Below are 22,539 nucleotides of genomic sequence, written 5' to 3' on the forward strand. Positions count from 1 at the left end.
ACCCACGACGGAGGAGACCACCGACGCCCGACGCGACCAGGGGACGCGCCCGGGGGTCTCCCTGGCGCGAGCACGGGGCGCGGGAGGCGACGGTCGGCGCGAGCACCCGCTGAGGACCGCTCGTCGACGGCGAGCGCCGAGTGCCAGGAGGCACGAATGTCCCGGTCAACCACCCCGACGATGACAGCTGCTGCGGACACGGCCGGCAGCGCGGTCCGCCCCTTCCGGATCGACGTGCCGGACGAGGCGCTGGCGGACCTGCGGAGGCGGATCGGGGCGACGCGATGGCCCTCGCGGGAACTGGTGGCGGACCGGTCGCAGGGCGTCCAGCTGGCGACGGTGCAGGAGCTCGCCCGCTACTGGGTCGACGAGTACGACTGGCGCCGCTGTGAGGCGAGGCTGAACGAACTGCCGCAGTTCGTCACCGAGATCGACGGCGTGGACGTCCACTTCCTCCACGTGCGGTCCCGGCACGAGGATGCCCTGCCGCTGGTCATGACCCACGGCTGGCCCGGCTCGGTGGTCGAGCTGCTGGAGACGGTCGGCCCGCTCACCGACCCCACCGCGCACGGCGGGCGAGCCGAGGACGCCTTCCACCTGGTCCTGCCGTCGCTGCCCGGGTACGGCTTCTCCGCCGAGCCGACGGAGGTCGGGTGGGACGTCGGCCGGGTCGGGCGGGCATGGGCGGAGCTGATGCGCCGCCTCGGCTACTCCCGCTACGTCGCGCAGGGCGGCGACGTCGGCGCCGGCGTGACCGACGCGATGGGCCGTCAGGCACCCGACGGGCTGCTCGCCATCCACGTGAACCTCCTCGTCACCGCGCTCAGCAGCACGCTGCCCGACGACACCGAGCAGGAACGCACCGCTCTCGAGGCGATCGGCACGTTCCGGTCGAGCGGCTTCGCCTACTTCCTGGAGCAGGCCACCCGGCCGCAGACGATCGGCTACGGCCTGCTGGACTCCCCGGTCGCCCTGGCCGCCTGGATGCTCGACCACGACACCGACGCCTACTACAAGATCTCCCGCGCGTTCGTCGACGGGCAGCCGTCGGGCAACCTCACCCGCGACCACGTGCTCGACAACATCACGGTGTACTGGCTGACCGGCACCGGTGCCTCGGCGGCCCGGTCGTACTGGGAGAGCTACGGACCCGACGCTCCCGCGGCCGCGGCCGGCCAGGCTCCCCTGCCGGTCGCCGTCCCGGCCGGGTTCACGACGTTCCCGGGCGAGATCTGGCGGACGCCGCGCAGCTGGGCAGAGCAGAGCTACCCCACCCTCAGCTACTTCAACGAGGTCGACCGCGGCGGCCACTTCGCCGCCTGGGAGGAGCCCGAACTGTTCGCCAGCGAGGTCCGGGCCGCGTTCCGGTCCCTGCGCTCCCCCCGCACCCCTGGAGCGCGTGGCTGATCGGGGGACCGGTGGTCCTCAGCGGTCCTCCGGTCGGGGACCGGTCGAGGGACCACCGCCGCACGAGTTCCTCCTGCAGCACGGCCCTCTTCCCGCACGGCCCTTCTCCAGGCTCCCGCGCCATCGGAGTCGAATGACGCATGTGCCCGACCTGCCCCCCACCTAGCGTGACCGGCTCGGGAACCCGCCGGCCCTCCCGGCCGGCCCGGCCCCGGGCGGGAGGGGTGTGCCGGTGTCCGGGACGTCGACGTGGCCGGGCCTGCTGGGCCGGCGGAGCGAGTGCGACCTGCTTACCCGCACGCTCGCGGCAGCCAAGGCGGGCCGCAGCCAGGTGCGCGTCCTGCGCGGCGAGGCGGGGATCGGCAAGACCGCGCTCCTCGACTTCCTCGTCGAACGGGCCACCGGCTGCACGGTCGGGCGCGCGGCAGGCGTCGAGTCGGAGATGGAGCTCTCGTTCGCGGGGCTCCACCAGCTGTGCAGCCCCTTCCTCGACCGGCTGGAGAAGCTGCCGGAACCGCAGCAGGAGGCCCTCGCCACGGCGTTCATGCTGCGGCCGGGGACCGCACCGGACCGGTTCCTCGTCGGGCTGGCGGTGCTCACCCTGCTCGCCGAAGTGGCCGAGGATCGACCGCTGATCTGCGTCGTGGACGACGCCCAGTGGCTCGACCGGGCGTCCGTGCAGACCCTGGAGTTCGTCGCCCGCCGTCTGGTCGCCGAGCCCGTGGCCATGGTCGTCGCCGTCCGGGACACCGACGAGGCGCCGGTGATGGCCGGGTTCCCGGTGTGCCTGGTGGCTGGGCTGCGTGCCCGCGACGCCGCAGCACTCCTCCAGTCGGCCGTGTCGGGCGCCCTCGATCCCCGTGTCCGGGACCGCATCCTCGCCGAGGCGCACGGGAACCCGCTGGCCCTGCTCGAGCTCCCGCGCGGTCTGACGTCGGCCGAGGTGGTCTTCGGGGGTGCCACCGCAGGTACGTCCACGCCCCTGGCCCACCGCCTCGAGCAGGGGTTCCTGCGCCAGGCAGCTCCACTACCGGCGCCCTCCCGGCGGCTGCTCCTCACCGCGGCCGCGGAACCGGTCGGGGACGTGGCGCTGCTGCGGCGGGCCACCGAGCGGCTCGGCATCGAGTTCGACGCGGCCCGGGCCGCCGAGGCGGCAGGCCTGATCGAGCTGGGCGACTGGGTCCGGTTCCGCCACCCGCTCGTCCGCTCGGCCGTCTACCGGTCGGCCACGCCGGCGGAACGGCGCGGCGTCCACGGCGCGCTCGCCGAGGCGACCGATCCCGACGTCGACTCGGACCGGCGGGCGTGGCACCGGTCCCGGTCCGTCGTAGGCCCGGACGAGGAGGTCGCCGCCGAACTGGAGCGCTCCGCCGGTCGGGCACTCGCGCACGGGGGCTGGGCGGCCGCCGCTGCCTTCCTCCAGCAGGCCACGGCACTGACGGCGGATCCGGGACTGCGCGTCCGACGCTCCCTCGACGCCGCGCAGGCCAAGCTGCACGCCGGTCAGCTCGACGACGCCGCGGCGCTCCTGGCCACGGCCGAGACCGGACCCCTCGCGGTGGCCGAGCGAGCCCGGGCGGACCTGCTGCGCGCGCAGCTGGCGTTCGTCGCCGACCGCGGCAACGAGGCACTCCCCCGGCTGCTCGCCGCGGCCCACCAGCTCGAACCGCTCGACCCCCAGTCGGCCCGGGACACCTACCTCGACGCGTTGTCCGCAGCCCTGTTCGCAGGGCGGCTCGCGGCCGGCCCGGGCGCACGCGAGGTGGCCGAGGCCGCGCGGGCGGCCGCGCGGCTCGACGCGCCGGGCAAGGACGACGTGCTGCTGGACGGCCTCGCCGTCCTGTTCACCGAGGGGTACGAGCCCGCCGTGCCGCTGCTGCGGCACGCGGTGCGCGCCTTCGTCAGCGAGGACCTGACCGTCGACGAGGGCCTGCGCTTCGCCTGGCTCGCCGCGGCCACGGCAGCGTCCCTGTGGGACGACGACAGCTGGGACGTCCTCACTCGCCGGCACCTCACGGCCACCCGCGAGGCGGGAGCCCTGAGCGCGCTGCCTCTGGCGCTGAACACGCGGTCCGTCGTCCAGGTGTTCACCGGTGACCTGGCTTCGGCCGAGTCCTCCGTGCAGGAGGCCGAGTCCGTGACCGACCTGACGATGAGCAGGCTGGCGCCCTACGGTGCGGTGGGCCTGCTCGCCCTCCGAGGACTGCCCGAGCAGGCGGAGCCGCTGTTCCGCAGCTGCCTGGCGGACGTGGTCTCGCGGGGGGAGGGCGTCGGGGTGAACATGGTCCAGTGGGCCCGCTCGGTGCTCTACAACGGCCTGGGCCGCTATGGCGACGCTCTCCGGGCAGCGCAGGAGGCCGCGGCGGACCCGCTGGAGCTCGGTCCGCCGAAGTGGGCGCTGGCGGAGCTCGTCGAGGCCGGCGCCCGCTGGGGTGACACGGTGGCGGCGACCGCCGCGCTGGCGGAGCTGTCGACGATGACCCGGGCCAGCGGAACCGACTGGGCCCTCGGGATCGAGGCGAGCCGACGTGCCCTGGTCTCGACGGGTGACACCGCGGAGCGGCTGTACCGGGAGGGCATCGAGCGCCTGGGGCGCACCCACGTCCGGGTCGACCTCGCCCGCGCCCGGCTGCTCTACGGGGAGTGGCTGCGGCGGGTCGGTCGCCGGGTCGACGCCCGGGCTCAGCTGCGGACGGCCCACGAGGAGCTGGCCGCCATGGGGATCACCGCGTTCGCCGACCGGGCGCACCGAGAGCTCCTGGCCACCGGCGAGACGGCGCGCAAGCGCACGGTGGAGACCTTCGCCGAGCTCACCGCCCAGGAGGCCCACATCGCCAGGCTCGCCACAGGAGGGCTCACCAATCCCGAGATCGGCGCGATGCTCTTCATCAGTCCCCGGACCGTGGAGTGGCACCTCCGCAAGGTCTTCGCCAAGCTCGGCGTCAGGAGCCGCCGCGAACTGCGGCGGACGCTGCAGGACGGCGACCGCGCCGTCCCGTGACGTCCCGTGCCGGTGGGTCCGCGGTCGCCTCCGGGCCGGCGAGCTCGGGTGAGCTCTGGTCCCAGCCGTGGAACAGGCTCCGGTCGCCGGCGGTCCAGGCCTCCCGCAGCCCGGGCGTGCCCAGGTCCCAGTCCGGGCGGATCTCGGCCGTGGCCGCACGCAGGTCGTGCCAGAGGTCGCAGACCGACGGCCGGCCCCAGAACCAGTGGCCGTTGTAGACCGTGTGGACGACGAGTCCCGGCTTGAGCACCAGCGTGTGCGGGATCATCGGGTCGTCGTCGGGGTCGGTGTACTCCTGGATGTCGAGGTCCCGCTGGACGATCCGCCCGGGGTCGCAGAGGAACGTCCACCGGGCACCGACGCAGTCCCGGAACTCCTGCAGGGTGTGCTCGTCGTCGGTCGCGATCGTCACGATCCGGGTGCGGGCCACCGCGACCGTCGACTGGAACGCCGCCAGCTGCAGCTGCTGGTGGCGCTCCTCCCGGCAGTGGTGTCCCCGCGCCAGGGTGAGGACCATCGGGTCCCCGCCCTGAAGCTCGCCGAGCGTGCGGACGGTCCCGGTGTGGTCGGGCAGCGCGTAGTCGGGGAAGACGCCGCCGGGGACGATGTCGGATCGCATGGCGTTCCCGCCTCTCGTCGACCGCCGCGACCGGCGACCGCGTACGCCGCACCCGTGGGGTGCCGAGGTGTCCCACGTCTCCCGGAGCCCCTCCGGGGACCGCCGTCCGCGGACGGCGCCGGGCCGACTGTGGCGGTGCCGAGCGCCCCCTCGCCCCAGGGAGGTCCCCGGGTCGGTCCCTGGTCCACCTCGCCCACGCCTCCGGCGCCGAGCCGACGACCGGGCGGCAGACCAGGGGGTCTCCCTGGGGCGACGACCAGGCCGGTCGCGCCAGGCTGGCCGGGCCTGCACCTGTCAGGTGCCGGCTCCTGTCCCAGCACTGACGCCGCCCCACCCATCCGCAGGACCGGGACGACTGACGAGGACCACCGATGGACGTCACGAGGCTGACCGAGCTCCTGCAGGAGGCCGAGGAGCACCACGGCCGGTACGAGCCGACCGCACCGCCGCACCACTGGTCGGACTGGTACGCCGCCTACGTCGTCGCGCGCGAGCAGGGCCGGACCGAGGACCAGGCCGACGCCGACGCCACCCGGCACACGGAGTCCGTGCTGCGGTGACCACCGACCACGACGTCATCGTCCTCGGGGGCGGCGCGCCCGGGGAGCACTGCGCCGGAGCCCTGGCCGACGGCGGGCTGCGCGTCGCGCTGGTGGAACGCGACCTCGTCGGTGGTGAGTGCTCGTACTGGGCCTGCATCCCCTCCAAGACGCTCCTCCGTCCGGGCGAGGCGGTGCACGCTGCGCGCGAGGCGGCGGCCACCGCACGGGTCGACGTCGAGGCCGCGCTCGCCTGGCGGGACGCCATGGTCTCCGGCTACTCCGATGCCGGCCAGGAACGCTGGCTGTCCGGCAAGGGGATCCGGTTGCTGCGCGGCACGGGCCGGCTCGCCGGGCCGGGGGTGGTGGAGGTCGACGGCGTCCGGCACACGGCCGGACACGTCGTCGTCGCGACCGGCTCGGACCCCGTCATCCCGACGATCCCCGGACTCCGGGAGATCGACGACCTCTGGACCAACCGGGAGGCCACCGGCATGCTGACCGTCCCGCGCCGGATGCTCGTCCTCGGCGGCGGCCCGGTGGGCGTGGAGGCGGCCCAGGCCGTCCGCCGCCTCGGTGGGGGCGCGGTGGTCGTGGAGATGAGGGACCACCTGCTCCCCCGCGAGCCCGCGCCGCTGGGGTGCGCACTCGGCGAGGCACTGCGTCGCGACGGCATCGGGCTGGAGCTCGGCCGCACCACCCGCAGCGTGCGACGCGACGGCGCCGACGTCGTCCTCCACCTGGACGACGGCCGCGAGCTGCGCGGCAACCGCCTGCTCGTCGCCACCGGCCGCAGGCCCCGGGTCGGGGGGCTCGGCCTGGAGACGGTCGGGGTGCGGGCCGATGCCCACGGCATCCCGGTGGACAGCCACCTGCGCGCCGGCGACGGGCTGTGGGCCATCGGCGACGTCACGGGCACCTGGCCCCTGACCCACGTCGGCAAGTACCAGGGCCGGATCGTCGCGGCCAACATCCTGGGCCGACCGCTCGAGGCGAACTACGAGGCCGTCCCCCGGGTCGAGTACACCGATCCGCAGGCTGCCGCCGTCGGCGCCACCGAGGCGCCGTTCAGCGCGACAGCCCCGCTGTCGCGCGTCGCCAGGACGGCGACCTACACCCGCGCATACGCCGAGAGCAACGGTTTCCTGACCCTGCTCAGCGACGGCCGGCGACTGACCGGCGCCTACGCGCTGGGGCCCGAGGCGGGCGAGTGGCTCCAGCAGGCCACGGTGGCGATCCGCGGCCGGGTGCCGCTGGAAGTCCTGGTCGACACCATCCAGCCGTTCCCGACCTTCTCCGAGGTCTACCTCTCCGCGCTGCAGTCGCTGCTCGGCGCGGTCACGGCCGACCGCCCCCTGGAGGTGGCGTCGTCATGACCGAGCCGTCCGAGACCGTCCCGGACCCGCTCCGCCGTCCGCGGGGACCCATGGGGAGCACCCCGTCGGTCGTGGTGGTGGGTGGCGGGTTCGCCGGCGTCCACACCGCCCGCACGCTGGAGCGCCTGCTGCCCCCGGGAGCCGCTGACCTGACGCTGGTCAGCGCCACCGACCACCTCTGCTACAGCCCGCTCCTGCCCGAGGTGGCGGCCGGGCGGCTGGACCCGCGGCGCATCGCCGTCCCCCTGCGCGCCCGGCTGCACCGCACCCGGGTCCTGCAGGCGACGGTGGAGATGGTGGACTTCGACCGGCGGACGCTGACCCTCGCCGCCGGGGGGTGCCCGCTGGAGCCGCTCCGCTGGGACCGGCTGGCGCTGACCACCGGCAGCGTCACCCGCGTGCTGCCCACGCCCGGGGTGGAGACGTACGGGATGGGGCTGAAGACCCTGGTGGAGGCGCAGTACGTGCACGACCACGTGCTGCGGCAGATGGAGCTGGCCGACGCCACCCACGACGCGGCGGAGCGCCGGGCGCGGCTGACCTTCGTGGTCGTCGGCGCCGGCTACACGGGCACCGAGACCGCCGCGCAAACTGCAGCACATGACCACCTCGCAGCTGAACCGGTTCCCCCACCTCTCCCCGGGCGACGTGCGGTGGGTGCTGGTCGACCTGGCCCCGCAGGTGCTGCCCGAACTCGGTCCGCGGCTCGGTCGCGCCGCCGTGCGAGTCGTCCGGTCCCGCGGCATGGACATCCGCCTGGGCACGACGGTCGCGGAGATCACCCACGACGGCGTGCTGCTCTCCGACGGCACCCGGCTGGCGACCCGGACCGTCCTGTGGACCGTCGGGGTGACCCCACCGGCACTGGTGGAGCGGCTCGGCCTGCCCGTGGCGCGGGGCCGGCTCGTCGTCGACGAGCAGCTCCGGCTCCGCGACGGGGTCTGGGCCGCCGGTGACACCGCCGCCGCCCGGGACCCCTACAGCGACGCGGGCAGGGACTACCCGCCCACCGCGCAGCACGCCCAGCGGCAGGGCGTGACGATCGCCCGCAACATCGCCGCGGACCTGGGTCACGGCAGTCCGCGTCCCTACCGCCGCCGGGACCTCGGGCTGGTGGCCGACCTCGGTGGCGCGGCGGCCGTCGCGCGGCCGCTGGGCCTCCCGCTGACCGGGTTGACGGCCAAGGTCGTGACGAAGGGCTACCACCTCTACGCCCTGCCGGCGGCGGCGAACCGGCTGCGGGTCGCCGCCGACTGGGCGGTGAACCTGGTGAGCCGGCCGATCGCCGCGCAGCTCGGTCTGGTCGACCCGACCGCTGCACGGCTGACCCGGGAGCAGGCCGCTGTGTCCGTGACCCGCTGATCCGCCGCAGATGGAGGAGGTCCCGCCGTGGACGTCAAGCTCGAGGTCGTCGTCCTGCCCGTGTCCGACGTCGACCGCGCCAAGGAGTTCTACAAGGGGCTGGGGTGGCGCGAGGACGCCGACATCGTCGGCGGGGCCGACTTCCGCATCGTGCAGCTCACCCCGCCCGGGTCGTCCTGCTCGATCAGCTTCGGCACCGGTGTCACGACGATGGCGCCGGGGTCACTGCAGGGACTGCTGCTCGTCACGGAGGACATCGAGGCCACGCGCGCCGAGTACGTCGAGCGCGGCGCCCCGGTGAGCGAGGTCTTCCACGGCCCGGCCGGGCGGTTCCACCCGGAGGACCCGAGTGTCCGGCTGCCCGGGCCGGACCCCGAGGGTCGCAGCTACCAGTCGCACGCCGTGTTCAGCGACCCGGACGGCAACGGCTAGTGCTCCAGCAGATCACGACCCGGTTGCCGGGACGCTGACGTCCGGGTGCACTGCTCGGATCCGGCCCGGGTCGACGGGGACGTCGACCGGAGCGGGACACCGCAGGGACCAGGGACAGACCCAGGGACTTCGACGGGCGCGCGGCGCGCAGGGCACCGCCAGGCTCGCTGCCGTTCCCGGACGACGGAGGCCGCACATGTCCCTCACAGCCGAGAAGTCGGCGGGCGCCACGGCGATCCGCCCCTTCCACGTGGACATCCCCGAGGAGGCGCTCACCGACCTGCGACGACGCATCGCTGCGACGCAGTGGCCCGAGCGCGAGACCGTCCCGGACCAGTCGCAGGGCGTGCCGCTCGCCATGGTGCAGGAGCTGGCCCGCCACTGGGCCACGGACTACGACTGGCGAGCCTGCGAGGCGAGGCTCAACGCCCTGCCGCAGTTCACCACCGAGATCGACGGCCTGGAGATCCACTTCATCCACGCCCGGTCCGAGCACGAGGACGCCCTGCCGATCGTCGTCAACCACGGGTGGCCCGGCTCGGTGATCGAGCAGCTCAAGATCATCGATCGGCTCACCGACCCGACGGCACACGGCGGCAGCCCAGCGGACGCCTTCCACGTGGTGGTCCCGTCGATGCCCGGCTACGGGTTCTCGGGCAAGCCCACGAGCCCAGGCTGGGGACCGGAGCGCATGGCCCGGGCCTGGGCGGAGCTCATGGGACGGCTGGGCTATCCCCGCTACGTCGCCCAGGGCGGCGACTGGGGTGCCTTCGTCGTCGACCAGATGGGCCTGCAGGCGCCCGAGGGGCTGCTCGCCGTCCACACCAACATGCCGGCCACCGTGCCCGCCGACGTCAACGACGCCGCCCAGGCCGGCCAGCCGCCGCCACCCGGCCTGTCCGCCGAGGAGCGGCGCGCCTACGAGCAGCTGATCCGGACGTTCGGGCAGGTGGAGTACGCCCGGTACATGGCCGCGCGACCGCAGACGCTGTACGGCATCGCCGACTCCCCCGTCGGCCTCGCCGCCTGGCTGCTCGACCACAACGACGCCGACGGCCAGCCGGCCGCGGCGGTCGTCGCAGCGCTGGACCGGCACGCCAGCACGGCCGGTGAGCTGACGCGGGACGAGGTGCTCGACAACATCACGCTCTACTGGCTGACGAACACCGGGGTCTCGGCGTCCCGCCTCTACTGGGAGTACCGGGGTGGCTTCTTCAACGCCAAGGGCGTCACGATCCCCGTGGCCGTGACCGTCTTCCCCGGTGAGCAGTACGAGGCCCCGCGCAGCTGGACCGAACGGGCCTACCCCAACCTGATCCACTACAACCGGGTCGACCGGGGCGGCCACTTCGCCGCGTGGGAGCAGCCGCAGCTCTTCGCCGAGGAACTGCGCGCCGCGTTCCGGTCCGTCCGCTGAGCCCGCGCCACCCAGGGAGGAACGCCGGCCATGGCATCCCACGACCACCTGAGCGACGTCGCCCGCCGTCTCGGGCAGCGGTTCCGCCACGACGCCGTCCGGGCCGAGGACCGCGGGCCGGCCGACGGCGGGGACGCCCTCTGGCCGACCGAGGAGGAGTTCTCCCTCGCCGGAGCCACGGACTGGCTCAACTCCCCACCGCTCTCCGGCGCGGACCTGCGCGGTCGCGTGGTGCTGGTCGACTTCCGGACCTACACCTGCATCAACTGGCTCCGGTCGCTGCCCCACGTCCGTGCCTGGGAGGATGCCTACCGCGACTCCGGGCTGGTCGTGGTCGGCGTGCACTCGCCGGAGTTCTCCTTCGAGCACGACGTGGACAACGTCCGCCGTGCCGTGCGGGACCGGTCCATCGGCCACCCCGTCGCGATCGACAACCACTTCGCGGTCTGGCGTTCCTTCCACAACCACTTCTGGCCGGCCCGCTACCTGGTCGACGCCGGAGGACGCCTCCGCCACCACAGCTTCGGCGAGCGCGGCTACGAGGAGGACGAGAGGGTCCTCCGGCAGCTCCTCGGCGAGGCCGGAGCCGGCGACCTCGGGCCCGAGCCGGCGCCGGTCGACGCCCGTGGCATCGAGGCCCCGGCCGACTGGGACACGCTCCGGTCCGCGGAGACCTACCTCGGCTACGACCGGACCTCCGGGTTCGCCTCCTCCCCCGACGTCGAGCCGGACCGGCCGCACACCTACACCGCGGCGGAGCGGCTGCGCCTCGGGCACTGGTCCCTGGCGGGCACCTGGACGATCGGCAGCGAGTCGTCGTCCGCGCAGGAGCCCGGCGGACGCCTCGCGTGCCGCTTCCACGCCCGCGACCTCCACCTGGTCGTGGCGCCGCCGGCACCCGGGGCGGGGGTGCGCTTCCGCGTACGGCTCGACGGCCGGGCCCCGGGCACCGACCACGGCGTCGACGTCGACGGCACCGGTTCCGGCACGGTCAGCGAACCCCGCCTGTACCAGCTCCTCCGTCGACGGGGCCCGGTCACCAGCGGGACCTTCGAGGTCGAGTTCCTCGACCCCGGCGTCGCGGTCTACGCCCTCACCTTCGGATAGGCGTGCCGCACGGCGGACCGGGCGGACTCAGTCACCACCGACGGCCAGACCCGCGACCGCTTCCCGCAGCCGCACGAGCGTCTGCTGCGTGGCCGTCAGCAGCGATCCCCCGTCGCCGTCCCGCCAGGACCGGAGTGCGATCCGGAGCACCAGGATGCCCACGCCGGCCTCCAGCAGGGCCGCCGGGTCCGGCGACGGCAGGCCGCGCAACCGCGCGAGTCCCGCCGCCAGCGCACCCTCCATGTCGCGTTGGACCGCCAACGTCCCCTGCATGAGCCGCGGGTGTCCCAGCACGATCTGGTCCCGGAGCGCGAGCAGGTCCTGCTGTGACTCCAGGAAGGCCGCGAACGCGCCGAGGACCACCGGCAGGCGCTCCCCCTCCGGCACCCGCGCGCCGGCGTCGAGGGCCTCGCCGAGCGCCGTCGTGAAGTCGTCCCGGTAGGCGAAGACGACCTCCTCCTTGGTCCCGAAGTGCCGGTAGAAGGTCGCGGGGGCCACGCCCGCCTCGGCGCAGACGTCCTCCACCGTGACGTTGTCGAACCCCCGGGTGCGGAAGAGCTCCAGCGCCGCCTTCTCGATCCGGGCACGCCGCTGCTCCCGGGAGCCGGCGACCGGACTGCTCGGGGGCATGCCGCCTCCCTCCTGTTCCCGCAGCGGGCCGATCCCGGACGAGCGACGAGTCTGTCACCCCCGCAGCCCGGACCGTCACCGACGTGGGCGTTCCTCCGCGGGCAGTCACCTGACCGATGCGCCACGGTCCGCTCCCCGGGCACGCTCTCCCGTTGCCGTCGCCCTGACCGTGCCCCCGGGAGGAACCGGATGTCCACACCAGCCGGGACCACGGGTGACGGCGCCTTCCCGGACCGGTTCGACGACCTGAGGCTGTCGCGCGTCGCCGTCGGGGAGGTCTTCCTGCGGGTCCGCGACGGCGGCTCGGGACCTCCACTGCTCCTCCTCCACGGCTATCCCGAGACCCACCTCGCCTGGGGGCTGGTGGCCGGCGAGCTCGCCCGGACCTTCACGGTCGTGGCTCCCGACCTGCGCGGGTACGGGGACAGCTCCAAGCCGGCCGCGGTGCCCGGTCACGAGAGCTACGGCAAGCGGGCCATGGCCGAGGACTGCATCGCGCTGATGCGCGCACTCGGCTTCGACGCCTTCGACGTCGTCGGCCACGACCGAGGTGGGCGGGTCGCCTACCGGATGGCCCTGGACCACCCCGAGGTGGTCCGCCGGCTCACGGTGCTGGACGTCGTCCCGACCGGCGAGGTCTGGGCCCGGGCCGACGCGCGCTTCGCCCTCGGCTACTGGCACTGGGCCTTCCTGGCCCAGCCCTCCCCCATCCCCGAGCGGCTGATCGCACAGGACCCCGACTTCTTCCTCTTCGACGCCGAATTCGGCGGGGCCATCCGCGGGTTCCCCCCGGCGGCGGTGGCCGACTACGCCCGCTGCGCCCGGGACCCGGCGACCGTCCGGGCCATGTGCGAGGACTACCGGGCCGGGGCCACCTGCGACCGCCGGTGGGACAACGAGGACCGCGCCGCCGGGCGACGGATCACCTGCCCCACGCAGGTGCTCTGGGCCGGCAGGGGTGCGCTCGAGGCCTGGTACGACACCCTCGCGATCTGGCGGGAGTGGGCCGACGACGTCACCGGACGGGCGATCGACTGCGGTCACTTCATGGTCGAGGAGAGACCGCGCGAGACGCTCGCCGCGGTCCGGGACTTCCACGCCGGCGACCGGAGCCCGACCGGGCCGACCGGGTCCGCTCGCCCCCCGACAGTCGACCATCGGGTCACCTGACCGATGCGGCCGCCCGGACGCCGGAGCAACGTCCCCGCCTGCGGCACGCCGTCCCCGGGGCCGGGAGCACGGCGAGCGCCGCCTCAGGCTCCGCCGACCAGTCCCGGAGGGGATCAGCATGACCGAGGCCACCACGACCGGCTCACGGCCGACCGTCGCTCTCGTCCACGGCGCCTTCGCCGACAGCTCGGGCTGGAACGACGTCGTCGCCCAGCTGCTCGCCGACGGAGTGCAGGTCCGGGCCGTCCCCAACCCGCTGCGCGGCATCACGCACGACGCCGCCTACGTGGCCAGCGCCCTCTCCCAGATCGACGGGCCGGTGCTCGCCGTCGGGCACTCCTACGGCGGTGCGGTCCTCACCAACGCCGCGCTGCGGGCGGGGAACGTCGTCGGACTGGTCTACGTCGCCGGCTTCGCCCCCGACGAGGGCGAGACCCTGCAGGACGTCGAGGCCGACTCCAGGGACAGCGTCCTGCTCACGGCCCTGCTCCAGTGGAGCTATCCGACCGGCGACTCCGGGACGCAGACCGAGTTCGCGATCGACCCGGACAAGTTCCACGACGCCTTCGCCGCCGACCTGCCGGAGGAGCAGTCCCGCGTCATGGCGGCCACCCAGCGGCCCATCTCCGCCCTGGCCTTCGGCGAACCGACCACAGCGCCGGCGTGGAAGGACCTCCCGTCCTGGGCCGTCGTCCCCACGGGCGACAAGGCGGTCGGCAGCGACGTCCTGCGCACCATGGCCGCACGGGCCGGCGCCACGGTGACCGAGGCGGAGGGCTCCCACGTGATCATGGTGTCGCAGCCGCAGGTGGTCACCGAGGTCATCCGGCAGGCGCTCCGGGCCGTCTCGGCGTAGCCAGGCACCCGCCGGTCGGGTCGTCGGCACCGCGTCCGGTTCCGACGACCCGACCGCCGCCGGCTCAGCCGGAGCTGCCCTCCGCCGGTGTCATCCGCAGCAGCCGGACCCCGGTCATCTCCAGTCGCAGGCCCGCCGCGTCGGAGGCGCACCGCAGGACGACCTGCATGCAGCTCGGGCACCGCAGGACGAGCGCGGGCGCGTCGGCGTAGACCAGGTGCGCCCCCAGGGGCGCCGGTCCTCCGCAGTGCGCGCAGGTCGAGACCGCTGTGGTCGGGTCCACCGCGAAGACCTCCCGCAGGACACCGCCCGCCGCGTTGCCGTCCAGGCGCCGATCACCGGTCTCCGGGACACCGGTCACGGGACACACCTCCGATCCGCTCCGGCCTGCTCGTCATCGATCCGTCCGGTCGGGGAACCCGGCGTCGTCCTCGTCGGGGACGACGTGCACCGCCCCCTCCTCGGCGGAGGCCGCCCCCGAGTCGATGCCCACGTCGAGGGCGTACAGCTCCGGTTCGACGTCCCCCCAGCCCTCGAGGGTCTCGACCAGCCGCCCGGCGCGGCGGCCGCCGACCTCGTCGTCGATGAGCTCCCCGTCGGTGTCCGAGGCGTCGCCGAGTCCGTCGTCCTCGACCTGCTGATGCTCCGGGACCTCACGGGCGAGGCGCCCTGCCAGGCTCTCGCCGGCCAGCTCCTCGCGTTCGGTGGTCCCCCAGTCGGTGACCGCCCACGGGCGCTCGGCCGGGGACCAGCCGGTGTCGAGCACGTCGCTGACGCCGCCGAGGTCCTCGAGGGTGTCCTGCGGCTCCAGGACGCCGGAGTCCTCCTCGGGGTCGGTCCCGTCGGTGCCGAAGACGAACGGGTCCACCGCACACCTCCTCGGGCCGGAGCAGGGACATCCTCCCATCGGGAGCGGGTCGCCCGGGTCCTCTCGGCGCCCGTGGTCCGCCGGGCCAGGCGACCGTGGCAGCACCCACCACGCGGACGCATCGGTCATCCGACTGGAGGTCGCGCGCTCTCAGGGGCCCGAGGTCCCTGGCGGCCCGCCCACCAGTGAGAGAGTCTCTCACCGACACACGGACGACCGAACCAGCGACCTCCACGACCGAGGGCTCGCATCCCGGCACCGCCGGGAACGCGCGGGAGGGGACTCCGTTGCCAGACGCGCTCGCCGCCGTCCGCACCGCCGACGCGGACCTGGTCGGCCGGTCGGCCGAGGCCTCGGCACTCGCCGACTTCCTCGAACGGGCGCTGCGCACCGGCGCCGTCCTCCTGGTGACCGGGGAGGCCGGCGTCGGGAAGACGGCCCTGCTCGAGACGGTCGTCCGGGACGCGGCGGCATCCGGCGCCACCGTCCTGCAGGCAGCGGGGGTCGAGTTCGAGGCCGAGGTCGGCTTCGCCGGCCTCAACCAGCTCCTGCTGCCGCTCCTCGACCACCTCGAGGACCTCCCGGAGCCGCACCGGGACGTGCTGGCCGTGGCCCTCGGTCAGGGCGCGGGGCCGCCACCCCATCGACTGCTCCTCTCGGCCGCCGTCCTGGGTCTGCTCTCGCAGGCGGCGCAGTCCCGGCCGGTGCTGGTCGTCGTCGACGACGTGCCGTGGCTGGACCGGTCGAGCGCCCGGGTCCTCGGCTTCGTCGCCCGCCGACTGGCCCGGAGCCGGATCGGCGTCCTCGCCGCGGCGCGGACCGGCAGTGACTGCGTCCTCCTCCAGGCAGGTCTGCCACAGCTCGAGGTGTCCCCGCTGGACGACGACGCCGCCGCGGAGCTGCTGGAAGCCCGCTTCCCCGTGCTGGGCGCGCAGATCCGCCGGCGCGTCCTGACGGCGTCCCAGGGCAACCCGCTCGCTCTGCTGGAGCTCCCCGCGGTCATGACCGAGGCGCAGCGCACCGGCTCCGATCCCCTCCCGTCGGCCCTGCCGCTGAGCAGCCGCCTGCAGAGGGTCTTCGCCCAGCAGCTCGCCGACCTGCCCGAGAGGACCCGGAGACTCCTGCTGCTGGCAGCCCTCGAGGGGACGGGAGACCTCCGGGCACTGCGTGCGGCGGCGGCCACCGACGGGTGGCTCGACGACCTGGCACCGGCCGAGCGAGCACGGCTGCTGCGCGTCGACCTCGCTGCCGGACGGGTGACGCTGCGGCACCCGCTCATCGGGTCGGCGGCGGTCGAGCTGTCGACGAGCGGTGAGCGCCGACGGGCACACGGCGCGCTGGCCCAGGTCCTGGTCGACCGGCCGGAGGAGTGCGCCTGGCACCTCGCCGAGGCCGCAGTGGGCGCCGACGCGCACGCCGCCGACCTCCTCGAGACCGCGGCGCACCGCGCACGGCACAAGGGGGACGCGGTCCGTGCGGTCAACGCCCTCCTCCGGGCCGCGGACCTCACACCGAGCGGTCCCGACCGAGCCCGTCGGCTGGCGGCCGCCGCGTTCGTGGGTGCCGACACGACCGGGGACCTGCGCAACGTGCCCCAGCTGCTGTCCGCGGCCCGCACGGCCGATCCCCGGACGGCGGGGTCCCTCGAGGTCGCGGTGGCCGCCGCGCACCACCTGATCAACGGGGAGGGCGACGTCGAGACGGCGCACCGCATGCTCGTGCGGGCAGTCGAGTACGCGCTCGACCACGGATCCCGCGCGGCCACGGTCGAGGACGCACTGCACAGCCTCATGCTGGTGTGCCACTTCGGCGGCCGGGACGAGCTCTGGCGACCCTTCGAGTGGGCGCTCGAGGCCCTGGGACCGGACGTCCCGCCGGTGCTGGCGGTGTCGCGCACGGTGTTCGCCGACCCCGTCCGCGCGGCACCGGCGGCGCTCGAACGGCTCGACGAGCTGATCGTCTCGGCGCACACCGGCGTCGATCCCACCTACGTGGTCCGCGTGGGCATGGCCGCCCTCTACGCCGATCGTCTCCCCAGCTGCCGGCCGGCGCTCCGGAGGGTGGTCAGGGACGGTCGGGAGGGCGGCGCGGCCGCGTCGGCCGTCAACGCCCTGATGCTGCTGTGCCACGACGCGTTCGACGGCGGTCGCTGGCAGGAGGCCCGGCGCACGGCCGAGGAGGGCCGGGCCTGGGGCGAGGAGCTGGGCTACCGGTTGATCACCCTGCCCGGCGTCTACTGCTCGGCCCTCCTGGCGGCCGCGCAGGGGGACGACGGGACGGCGGAGGCCCTGGCCGACGAGCTCGTCGCGTGGTCGGCACCCCGAGCCGTCCGTCTGCCGCAGGACTTCGCGCACCGCGTCCGCGGGCTGGCCGCGCTGGGACGGGGGGACTTCGAGGACGCCTACCGGGAGCTGAGCGCCGTCAGTCAGGCCGGTGGCTTCGCCCCCTACACCCCGGTCGGGCTCGCCGTCGCCATGGACCTGGTGGAGGCGGCGGTGCGCACGGACCGTCGTCCCGAGGCCGCGGCGCACGTGGCCGCCATGGAGCGGTCCACCATCTTCACCGGCCGTCCCAAGCTCGCCCTCGTGCGGGCGGGCTCGGCGGCTCTCGTGGCGTCGGGGGAGGAGGCGTCCCGGCGCTTCGAGGAGGCCCTGGCCGTCCCCGGGGCCGACCAGTACCCGTTCGAGCGCGCGCGGGTCCAGCTCGCCTACGGCGAGCACCTGCGCCGCAGCCGGGCGACCAACGCCTCCCGCGTGCAGCTGACGTCGGCGCTGGAGACCTTCCGGGACCTCGGAGCGCGACCGTGGGCGACGCGGGCGGGCAACGAGGTCCGGGCGACCGGGCTGACCCACCGCGGAGCCGCCGGTGACCGGGGCACCGGCGCACTGACCGCACAGGAGCACCAGATCGCCATGCTGGCCGCCTCGGGCCTGTCCAACAAGCAGATCGGCAGCCGGCTGTACCTGTCGCCACGGACGGTCGGCGCCCACCTCTACCGGGTCTTCCCCAAGCTGGGCATCACCTCCCGGGCTGCGCTCCGGGACGCCCTGAGCGGCACCGCACGCGGCGCGGCCGCCGAGGGTGCAGCCGTGGTCCTTTGACTGATGCCTCGGCCCACCGTGGCGGAGAGAGTCGGCACTGCTGGAGGCAACGTCCGGGAGGTGCCGTCGTGTCACTGGTCTCTCGAGGGTTCGGTCGCCGGGAGCAGCGCCGGGACGAGCGACTGCCCCCGGGCCAGTACGACGCCGGCGACGTCTTCCCGGTGCTGTCCGCCGGTCCGACGCCGCACACGCCCCTGACCGAGTGGGACCTGACGATCCAGGGCGAGGTGGACGGCCCGCGGCGCTGGACCTGGGAGGAGTTCCGGGAACTGCCGCGCGAGGCGGTGTCGGTCGACATCCACTGCGTCACGAAGTGGTCGAAGTTCGACACCCACTGGGAGGGCGTCGCGGTGGACACCCTGCTGGCCGACGTCCGGACCGAGTCCGAGTACGCCCTCGCCTTCTGCGACGGCGGGTACACCACCAACCACCGGTTGTCCGACCTGACCGACGGCCGGGCGTGGGTGGTCGACACCTACGACGGGCAGCCGCTCGCGCCCGAGCACGGGGGGCCGGCCCGGCTGCTGGTCCCCCACCTCTACTTCTGGAAGAGCGCCAAGTGGCTCCGCGGGTTCGCGCTGACCCGGTTCAACGAGCCGGGGTTCTGGGAGACGTTCGGCTACCACGATCGCGGGGACCCATGGCTCGAGCAGCGGTACAGCGGCGACTGAACTGGCTGCGCGCCACGGTCCTGGAGAACCGACCCGAGACCGCTCGCGTGCACCGGCTCCTCTTCGACGTCCCCGGCTGGCCGGGCCACCTGCCCGGCCAGCACGTCGACCTGCGGCTGACCGCCGAGGACGGCTACACGGCCCAGCGCAGCTACTCGGTGGCCTCCGCTCCCGAGGACCCCCGGCTGCACCTGCTGGTCGAGCGGTTCGAGAGCGGGGAGGTCTCGCCGTACCTCACCGACGAACTGCGCCCCGGTGACCTGCTGGAGCTGCGCGGGCCGATCGGCGGATACTTCGTCTGGTCGTCCGCCATGGACCAGGACGGAGGACAGGCGGAGGGGCGCCGCCCGGTGCAGCTGATCGCGGGCGGCGCCGGCGTCGCCCCGTTCCTCGCCATGCTCGACCACCACCGGCGCACGGGCGGCTCCACGCCGGTCCGTCTCCTGTACTCCGCACGCACGTCCGACGACGTCCTCGCTCGCGACGTGCTGGGGCCGCAGACGACGATCACCCTGACCCGGGAGACGCCCCCCGGCTGGAGGGGGCTGACCGGCAGGATCGACCGCCGCATGCTGGAGGCCCAGACCTTCGCGCCCACGACGCGGCCGCGCGTCTTCGTGTGCGGCCCGACCTCCTTCGTGGAGAACACCGCCACGACGCTCGTCGACCTCGGTCACGACCCGTCGTGGATCCGGCTCGAGCGCTTCGGCGGGTCCGGCGATCCGACGTAGCCGTCCCGGCGGTACCAGCCCACAGGCAGTCCCGACCCCGACCCGGCGACCAGCACGACGGCCCCGGGCAGGCTGCGGCTGCACCCCTGAGAGGAGCGGCGCATGTCCGTCAGGAGCCAGATACTGGCCGCTGCGGCGGCGACGACCACGATCGTCGGCGCAGGCACGGTGGCGCCGCCTCTGGCGAGCGCGGCCACCCCGGCCTGCGGTCCGGGTTGCATCGCGGTCTTCAGCCCGGAGTTCGGCACGCACGGTGACCCGCAGTTCGTGGAGGCGGTGCTCGACGGCGTGGGCACGGTCGGCCAACCCCTCGTCCTGCAGCGCGCCAGCAGCTCTGACCCGTCCGAGGACTTCCTGCCCCGCGGCGGCCTGGTCTCCGACTTCTTCGCGACCGGCATGGTCTCCGCTGCGGTGAACGGTCACTACGGCAGCCTGCGCGCAGCGCAGCTGGAGTACGCGCCCTCGGGTGTCGCCAGCGGCCTGTGCGTGGGCCTGGCCAGCACCGCGTACGAGGACGAGCCACTCGGTCTGCAGCCGTGCAGCGTCCCGGAGACCACCGTGTGGATCGTCGACACCGCGGACTCGCCCGCGACCGCAGCCGAGGGGTACTCCCCCCTCGTCAACGGCTCGACGACGGACTTCACGCACCCGTTCGCGATGACCTACCCGGCCGACGCCGCCCCGACCGACGAGCCGGCTCCGCAGATCCACGTCAGCCGCCTGCACTTCTGCGAGCACGCGGACCCGGCCGAGCGCGCAGTGCCCGACCGGCAGCTCTGGGGAACGCTCCTCGGCGTCCTGGAGTAGCGGTCAGCCACAGCCCGGCCCGGGGGTGAGCCCCGCGTGCCCCTGCGGGTCCGGAGGAACGACGACCGGCCGAGAGCAGCGTTGGTCGCGGCGGCGGCCCGGGTACTCCCGTCCCGTTCCGGCCCGCCGGACCGGAGCAGGGGCTGGCGAGTCCTCGCCCCTGGCCATGGCTCCGACCGGGAGGGATCCCTGTGACCCAGCAGCTGACCACCCTGACCCTGGACGACGCCCGCCGCATGGTCGCGGCCGGAGAGGCCCGCGCCGCGGAGATCGGCCAGCCGATGAACATCGCCGTCGTCGATGCCGGGGGCGACCTCGTCCTGCACGTCCGGATGGACGGCGCCTGGCGCGGCAGCGTCGACATCGCCATCAACAAGGCCTTCACCGCCCGGGCGTTCGACATCACCACCGCCGAGCTGGCCGAGCTGGCCAAGCCGGGCGGGCCGTTCTACGGCATCCAGGCCTCCAACAACGGCAAGGTCATGGTCTTCGCCGGTGGCGCGCCGGTGCTCGTCGACGGGGTCGTCGTGGGTGCGGTGGGCGTGAGCGGCGGCACCGGCGAACAGGACACCGCGGTCTGCGAGGCGGCCACTGCCGGCTTCTGACGCCGTCGGAGCCGGCGGGGTCAGCACCCGGGGTCGCAGCTGGCCGGACGAGGCGGCCCCCGGTGAGGAGACGCCTACGCCGGCAGCCGGCTCGCCCGCCGCAGCGCGGCCAGCCCGTCCGGCGTACCGGGCCAGTGCCGGTCGATCGCCGCCGGGCCGGCGTGGCGGACCACCGAGCGGAGCACCAGGGCGACCACGACCGCGTCGTCGGCGTGGCCGAGCACCGGCACGAAGTCGGGCACCAGGTCGAACGGCAGCGCCAGGTAGCCCAGCAACAGCCACAGCCGCACCCGGACGCCGCGGGGCAGCGTGCCGTCGCCGGCCAGCCGGTGCACGAGCCGGAGCACGTCGGGCAGCAGCCGCAGCAGCTCCCGCAGGCGCAGCTCGTCGGGGCAGGTCCTCCACAACACCGCCATCAGCACCAGCCAGCACAGCAGGAGGCCCGCCAGCACCCCGACCAGCGACCACGCCCAGCCCGGCATCCCGCCGCCACCTCTCCACCGCCAGGTCCTCGGCCCCGGCCCTCTGCCCGGCGCCCGAGCCCATCGGCCCGCCCCCTACAGGGTCCCTCGCCGAGCCTGCGAGGGGTGGGGAGGACGGTGACCCCCGACAGGTGGAGGGACCCGTCGGGGGCAGGGGGTCCTCAGTCGAGCTCGACCGGGACCTCACCGAACGCGACGAGGCTGATCACCCAGTACGCGACGTAGAGCGCCAGCAGGGTGCCGCCGTGCCACCGCGTCAGCCGGCCGGTGGACAGCAGGTACGCAGCCAGCGCGGTGAGGACGACGAGCGCAGGCAGGTGCCAGGTGAACACGTCCGGGCCGACGACGATGCCGCCGGCCAGGAGGGTGATGCCCAGCTTCCCGGTGACCGAGAAGACGACGCTGCCGATGACGTTCCCGACCCCGATCTCCGGCACGCCCCTCCGGAAGGGCTCCACGGTCAGGAAGACGTCCTCCATGGTGAGGACGGCGGTGGCGATCGTGGCGCCGAACACCGTGCCCTCGAGCCCGTAGGTCTCCAGGATCCCCTCGGTCCCGGTGCTCACGGTCGCCGCGCCGACGACGAGGCCGGCGAGTGCGACCACCGCCAGTCCGAGGTGCGCCCAGCCGGGCAGCTCGCGCACCTCGGCGCGGGGCACGTCGTCGACGACCTGCTGCGCCCGCTCGGCGCCGGCCCGTGCTCCGCCCCTGTCCGGTTGCTCCTGCCGCAGGTACGCATCCGCCCCGCGTGTCGGCAGCGCGTCGTCCCCGGCCTCCCCGGCGGCGGCCTCGTACACCTCCACGTCGCGGAAGACCGCGACGCTCCTGCGGACCTCCCGGGCCGCGACGTAGGTGACGAACAGGACGAACAGTCCGATGAGCAGCAGTCCGTCGGTCACCGTGAGCGGCCCGCTGAGCGCGATCGCGACCATCACGAGCGGTGCGACGGCGAACACCACGAGGTAGTCACGCGGGATGTCGACCCGGCTCGGTCGGAGGATCGCGGCGACCGCGAGGACGACCCCGGTGAACGAGAGCGCCGTCCCGAACACGACACCGAGCGCGACACCGCTGAGCTCCTCGAGGTTCAGCCCGACGCCCAGCGCGATGTCGTCGAACTCGACGCCGGTGAAGACGACGGCGAGCAGGAACAGCGGGATCCGGAGACCGCTCGCCGCCCCGACGAGGTGGGTGATGAGCTTCTCCGCGCTGACCACCAGCAGCGTCGCTCCGGAGATGAAGACGAAGACCGAGGTCATGTCCTGGAGCCCCTCCCGGTCACGGTCCGATGCGCGCGGCGCCGACGCCCGACGCCACGTGGACGGGTGCAGCACCCATGCCGCACCGGGCCGACAGCG

At 74.4% G+C, this 22,539-nt stretch carries 21 protein-coding genes and 1 pseudogene; 16 read left to right on the forward strand and 6 right to left on the reverse strand.

The annotated features are described in order from the left end of the window. Positions 1-156: 156 nt before the first annotated feature. Positions 157-1,407 carry an epoxide hydrolase family protein gene (locus ACU610_RS08175; protein WP_446767205.1) on the forward strand — a complete coding sequence of 417 codons (1,251 nt, stop codon included), beginning with the start codon at positions 157-159 and terminating at the stop codon, positions 1,405-1,407. Positions 1,408-1,639: 232 nt separating this feature from the next. Then, positions 1,640-4,408: an AAA family ATPase gene (locus ACU610_RS08180; protein WP_446767206.1), complete on the forward strand. Its 2,769-nt coding sequence runs from the start codon at positions 1,640-1,642 to the stop codon at positions 4,406-4,408. Here ACU610_RS08180 and ACU610_RS08185 read toward each other — a convergent pair. Beyond that, the gene (locus ACU610_RS08185) at positions 4,350-5,027 is read right to left on the reverse strand and encodes a redoxin domain-containing protein (RefSeq protein WP_446767207.1); all 678 of its coding nucleotides are present in this window, start codon (positions 5,025-5,027) and stop codon (positions 4,350-4,352) included. The genes ACU610_RS08180 and ACU610_RS08185 overlap by 59 nt on opposite strands. Before the next feature lie 371 nt (positions 5,028-5,398). Between ACU610_RS08185 and ACU610_RS08190 the strand changes: the two genes are divergently transcribed. The 7 genes and pseudogenes from ACU610_RS08190 to ACU610_RS08220 all read left to right on the forward strand — a co-directional run bounded on the left by ACU610_RS08190 (position 5,399) and on the right by ACU610_RS08220 (position 11,260). Further along, entirely contained in the window at positions 5,399-5,587 is a 189-nt protein-coding gene (locus ACU610_RS08190; protein ID WP_446767208.1) for a hypothetical protein, read from the forward strand. After that, the gene (locus tag ACU610_RS08195; protein WP_446767209.1) at positions 5,584-6,942 is read left to right on the forward strand and encodes a dihydrolipoyl dehydrogenase family protein; all 1,359 of its coding nucleotides are present in this window, start codon (positions 5,584-5,586) and stop codon (positions 6,940-6,942) included. The genes ACU610_RS08190 and ACU610_RS08195 overlap by 4 nt, the downstream gene beginning before the upstream one ends. 50 nt (positions 6,943-6,992) lie before the next feature. After that, a pseudogene (locus ACU610_RS08200) lies at positions 6,993-7,481 on the forward strand (FAD-dependent oxidoreductase); the annotation flags it as partial. Between the two features lie 61 nt (positions 7,482-7,542). Then, positions 7,543-8,304, forward strand: a complete 762-nt coding sequence (locus ACU610_RS08205) for an NAD(P)/FAD-dependent oxidoreductase (protein ID WP_446767210.1) — start codon at positions 7,543-7,545, stop codon at positions 8,302-8,304. Between the two features lie 27 nt (positions 8,305-8,331). Next, entirely contained in the window at positions 8,332-8,736 is a 405-nt protein-coding gene (locus ACU610_RS08210) for a VOC family protein (RefSeq protein WP_446767211.1), read from the forward strand. 196 nt (positions 8,737-8,932) lie between these two features. Further along, a complete protein-coding gene (locus tag ACU610_RS08215) occupies positions 8,933-10,153 on the forward strand; it encodes an epoxide hydrolase family protein (protein ID WP_446767212.1) in 1,221 nt (406 codons plus the stop codon). A 30-nt stretch (positions 10,154-10,183) separates the two neighbouring features. Continuing rightward, entirely contained in the window at positions 10,184-11,260 is a 1,077-nt protein-coding gene (locus ACU610_RS08220; protein WP_446767213.1) for a thioredoxin, read from the forward strand. A 27-nt stretch (positions 11,261-11,287) separates the two neighbouring features. Here the strand turns inward: ACU610_RS08220 and ACU610_RS08225 are convergent, their stop codons facing one another. Beyond that, the gene (locus tag ACU610_RS08225) at positions 11,288-11,890 is read right to left on the reverse strand and encodes a TetR/AcrR family transcriptional regulator (RefSeq protein ID WP_446767214.1); all 603 of its coding nucleotides are present in this window, start codon (positions 11,888-11,890) and stop codon (positions 11,288-11,290) included. A gap of 189 nt (positions 11,891-12,079) precedes the next feature. On the opposite strand from ACU610_RS08225, the gene ACU610_RS08230 reads away from it, so the two are divergent. After that, positions 12,080-13,060: an alpha/beta fold hydrolase gene (locus ACU610_RS08230; RefSeq protein ID WP_446767215.1), complete on the forward strand. Its 981-nt coding sequence runs from the start codon at positions 12,080-12,082 to the stop codon at positions 13,058-13,060. A 118-nt stretch (positions 13,061-13,178) separates the two neighbouring features. Next, positions 13,179-13,916 carry an alpha/beta fold hydrolase gene (locus tag ACU610_RS08235; RefSeq protein ID WP_446767216.1) on the forward strand — a complete coding sequence of 246 codons (738 nt, stop codon included), beginning with the start codon at positions 13,179-13,181 and terminating at the stop codon, positions 13,914-13,916. Between the two features lie 64 nt (positions 13,917-13,980). Here the strand turns inward: ACU610_RS08235 and ACU610_RS08240 are convergent, their stop codons facing one another. Continuing rightward, a complete protein-coding gene (locus ACU610_RS08240) occupies positions 13,981-14,277 on the reverse strand; it encodes a DUF6510 family protein (RefSeq protein WP_446767217.1) in 297 nt (98 codons plus the stop codon). Between the two features lie 33 nt (positions 14,278-14,310). Next, a complete protein-coding gene (locus tag ACU610_RS08245; protein WP_446767218.1) occupies positions 14,311-14,784 on the reverse strand; it encodes a DUF5709 domain-containing protein in 474 nt (157 codons plus the stop codon). 287 nt (positions 14,785-15,071) lie between these two features. Here ACU610_RS08245 and ACU610_RS08250 point away from each other — a divergent pair, with 287 nt between their 5' ends. The 5 genes from ACU610_RS08250 (at position 15,072) to ACU610_RS08270 (ending at position 20,699) form a co-directional block, all read left to right on the forward strand. Beyond that, positions 15,072-17,885, forward strand: a complete 2,814-nt coding sequence (locus ACU610_RS08250) for an AAA family ATPase (protein ID WP_446767219.1) — start codon at positions 15,072-15,074, stop codon at positions 17,883-17,885. Between the two features lie 68 nt (positions 17,886-17,953). After that, entirely contained in the window at positions 17,954-18,556 is a 603-nt protein-coding gene (locus ACU610_RS08255; protein WP_446767220.1) for a molybdopterin-dependent oxidoreductase, read from the forward strand. After that, complete coding sequence (locus tag ACU610_RS08260) at positions 18,526-19,287, forward strand: ferredoxin reductase (RefSeq protein WP_446767221.1); 762 nt, start codon at positions 18,526-18,528, stop codon at positions 19,285-19,287. Before ACU610_RS08255 ends, ACU610_RS08260 begins: the two co-directional genes overlap by 31 nt. 102 nt (positions 19,288-19,389) lie before the next feature. Beyond that, entirely contained in the window at positions 19,390-20,094 is a 705-nt protein-coding gene (locus ACU610_RS08265) for a hypothetical protein (protein ID WP_446767222.1), read from the forward strand. 191 nt (positions 20,095-20,285) lie between these two features. After that, positions 20,286-20,699, forward strand: coding sequence for a GlcG/HbpS family heme-binding protein (locus tag ACU610_RS08270; protein ID WP_446767223.1), 414 nt, complete (start codon positions 20,286-20,288; stop codon positions 20,697-20,699). 74 nt (positions 20,700-20,773) lie between these two features. On the opposite strand, the gene ACU610_RS08275 is transcribed toward ACU610_RS08270, so the two are convergent. Both ACU610_RS08275 and ACU610_RS08280 read right to left on the reverse strand, forming a co-directional pair. Continuing rightward, positions 20,774-21,181 carry a YkvA family protein gene (locus ACU610_RS08275; RefSeq protein ID WP_446767224.1) on the reverse strand — a complete coding sequence of 136 codons (408 nt, stop codon included), beginning with the start codon at positions 21,179-21,181 and terminating at the stop codon, positions 20,774-20,776. Between the two features lie 161 nt (positions 21,182-21,342). Next, the gene (locus tag ACU610_RS08280; RefSeq protein WP_446767225.1) at positions 21,343-22,440 is read right to left on the reverse strand and encodes a sodium:calcium antiporter; all 1,098 of its coding nucleotides are present in this window, start codon (positions 22,438-22,440) and stop codon (positions 21,343-21,345) included. Positions 22,441-22,539: the final 99 nt, after the last annotated feature.

This window comes from Geodermatophilus sp. URMC 61 (assembly GCF_052931555.1).

What these genes read in the sequence shown, in the direction of transcription:
- ACU610_RS08175 (WP_446767205.1), top strand. Translation starts at nt 157, where the DNA reads ATGTCCCGGTCAACCACCCCGACGATGACAGCTGCTGCGGACACGGCC.
- ACU610_RS08185 (WP_446767207.1), bottom strand. Translation starts at nt 5,027, where the DNA reads ATGCGATCCGACATCGTCCCCGGCGGCGTCTTCCCCGACTACGCGCTG.
- ACU610_RS08190 (WP_446767208.1), top strand. Translation starts at nt 5,399, where the DNA reads ATGGACGTCACGAGGCTGACCGAGCTCCTGCAGGAGGCCGAGGAGCAC.
- ACU610_RS08205 (WP_446767210.1), top strand. Translation starts at nt 7,543, where the DNA reads ATGACCACCTCGCAGCTGAACCGGTTCCCCCACCTCTCCCCGGGCGAC.
- ACU610_RS08215 (WP_446767212.1), top strand. Translation starts at nt 8,933, where the DNA reads ATGTCCCTCACAGCCGAGAAGTCGGCGGGCGCCACGGCGATCCGCCCC.
- ACU610_RS08220 (WP_446767213.1), top strand. Translation starts at nt 10,184, where the DNA reads ATGGCATCCCACGACCACCTGAGCGACGTCGCCCGCCGTCTCGGGCAG.
- ACU610_RS08225 (WP_446767214.1), bottom strand. Translation starts at nt 11,890, where the DNA reads ATGCCCCCGAGCAGTCCGGTCGCCGGCTCCCGGGAGCAGCGGCGTGCC.
- ACU610_RS08230 (WP_446767215.1), top strand. Translation starts at nt 12,080, where the DNA reads ATGTCCACACCAGCCGGGACCACGGGTGACGGCGCCTTCCCGGACCGG.
- ACU610_RS08235 (WP_446767216.1), top strand. Translation starts at nt 13,179, where the DNA reads ATGACCGAGGCCACCACGACCGGCTCACGGCCGACCGTCGCTCTCGTC.
- ACU610_RS08260 (WP_446767221.1), top strand. Translation starts at nt 18,526, where the DNA reads ATGGCTCGAGCAGCGGTACAGCGGCGACTGAACTGGCTGCGCGCCACG.
- ACU610_RS08265 (WP_446767222.1), top strand. Translation starts at nt 19,390, where the DNA reads ATGTCCGTCAGGAGCCAGATACTGGCCGCTGCGGCGGCGACGACCACG.
- ACU610_RS08275 (WP_446767224.1), bottom strand. Translation starts at nt 21,181, where the DNA reads ATGCCGGGCTGGGCGTGGTCGCTGGTCGGGGTGCTGGCGGGCCTCCTG.
- ACU610_RS08280 (WP_446767225.1), bottom strand. Translation starts at nt 22,440, where the DNA reads ATGACCTCGGTCTTCGTCTTCATCTCCGGAGCGACGCTGCTGGTGGTC.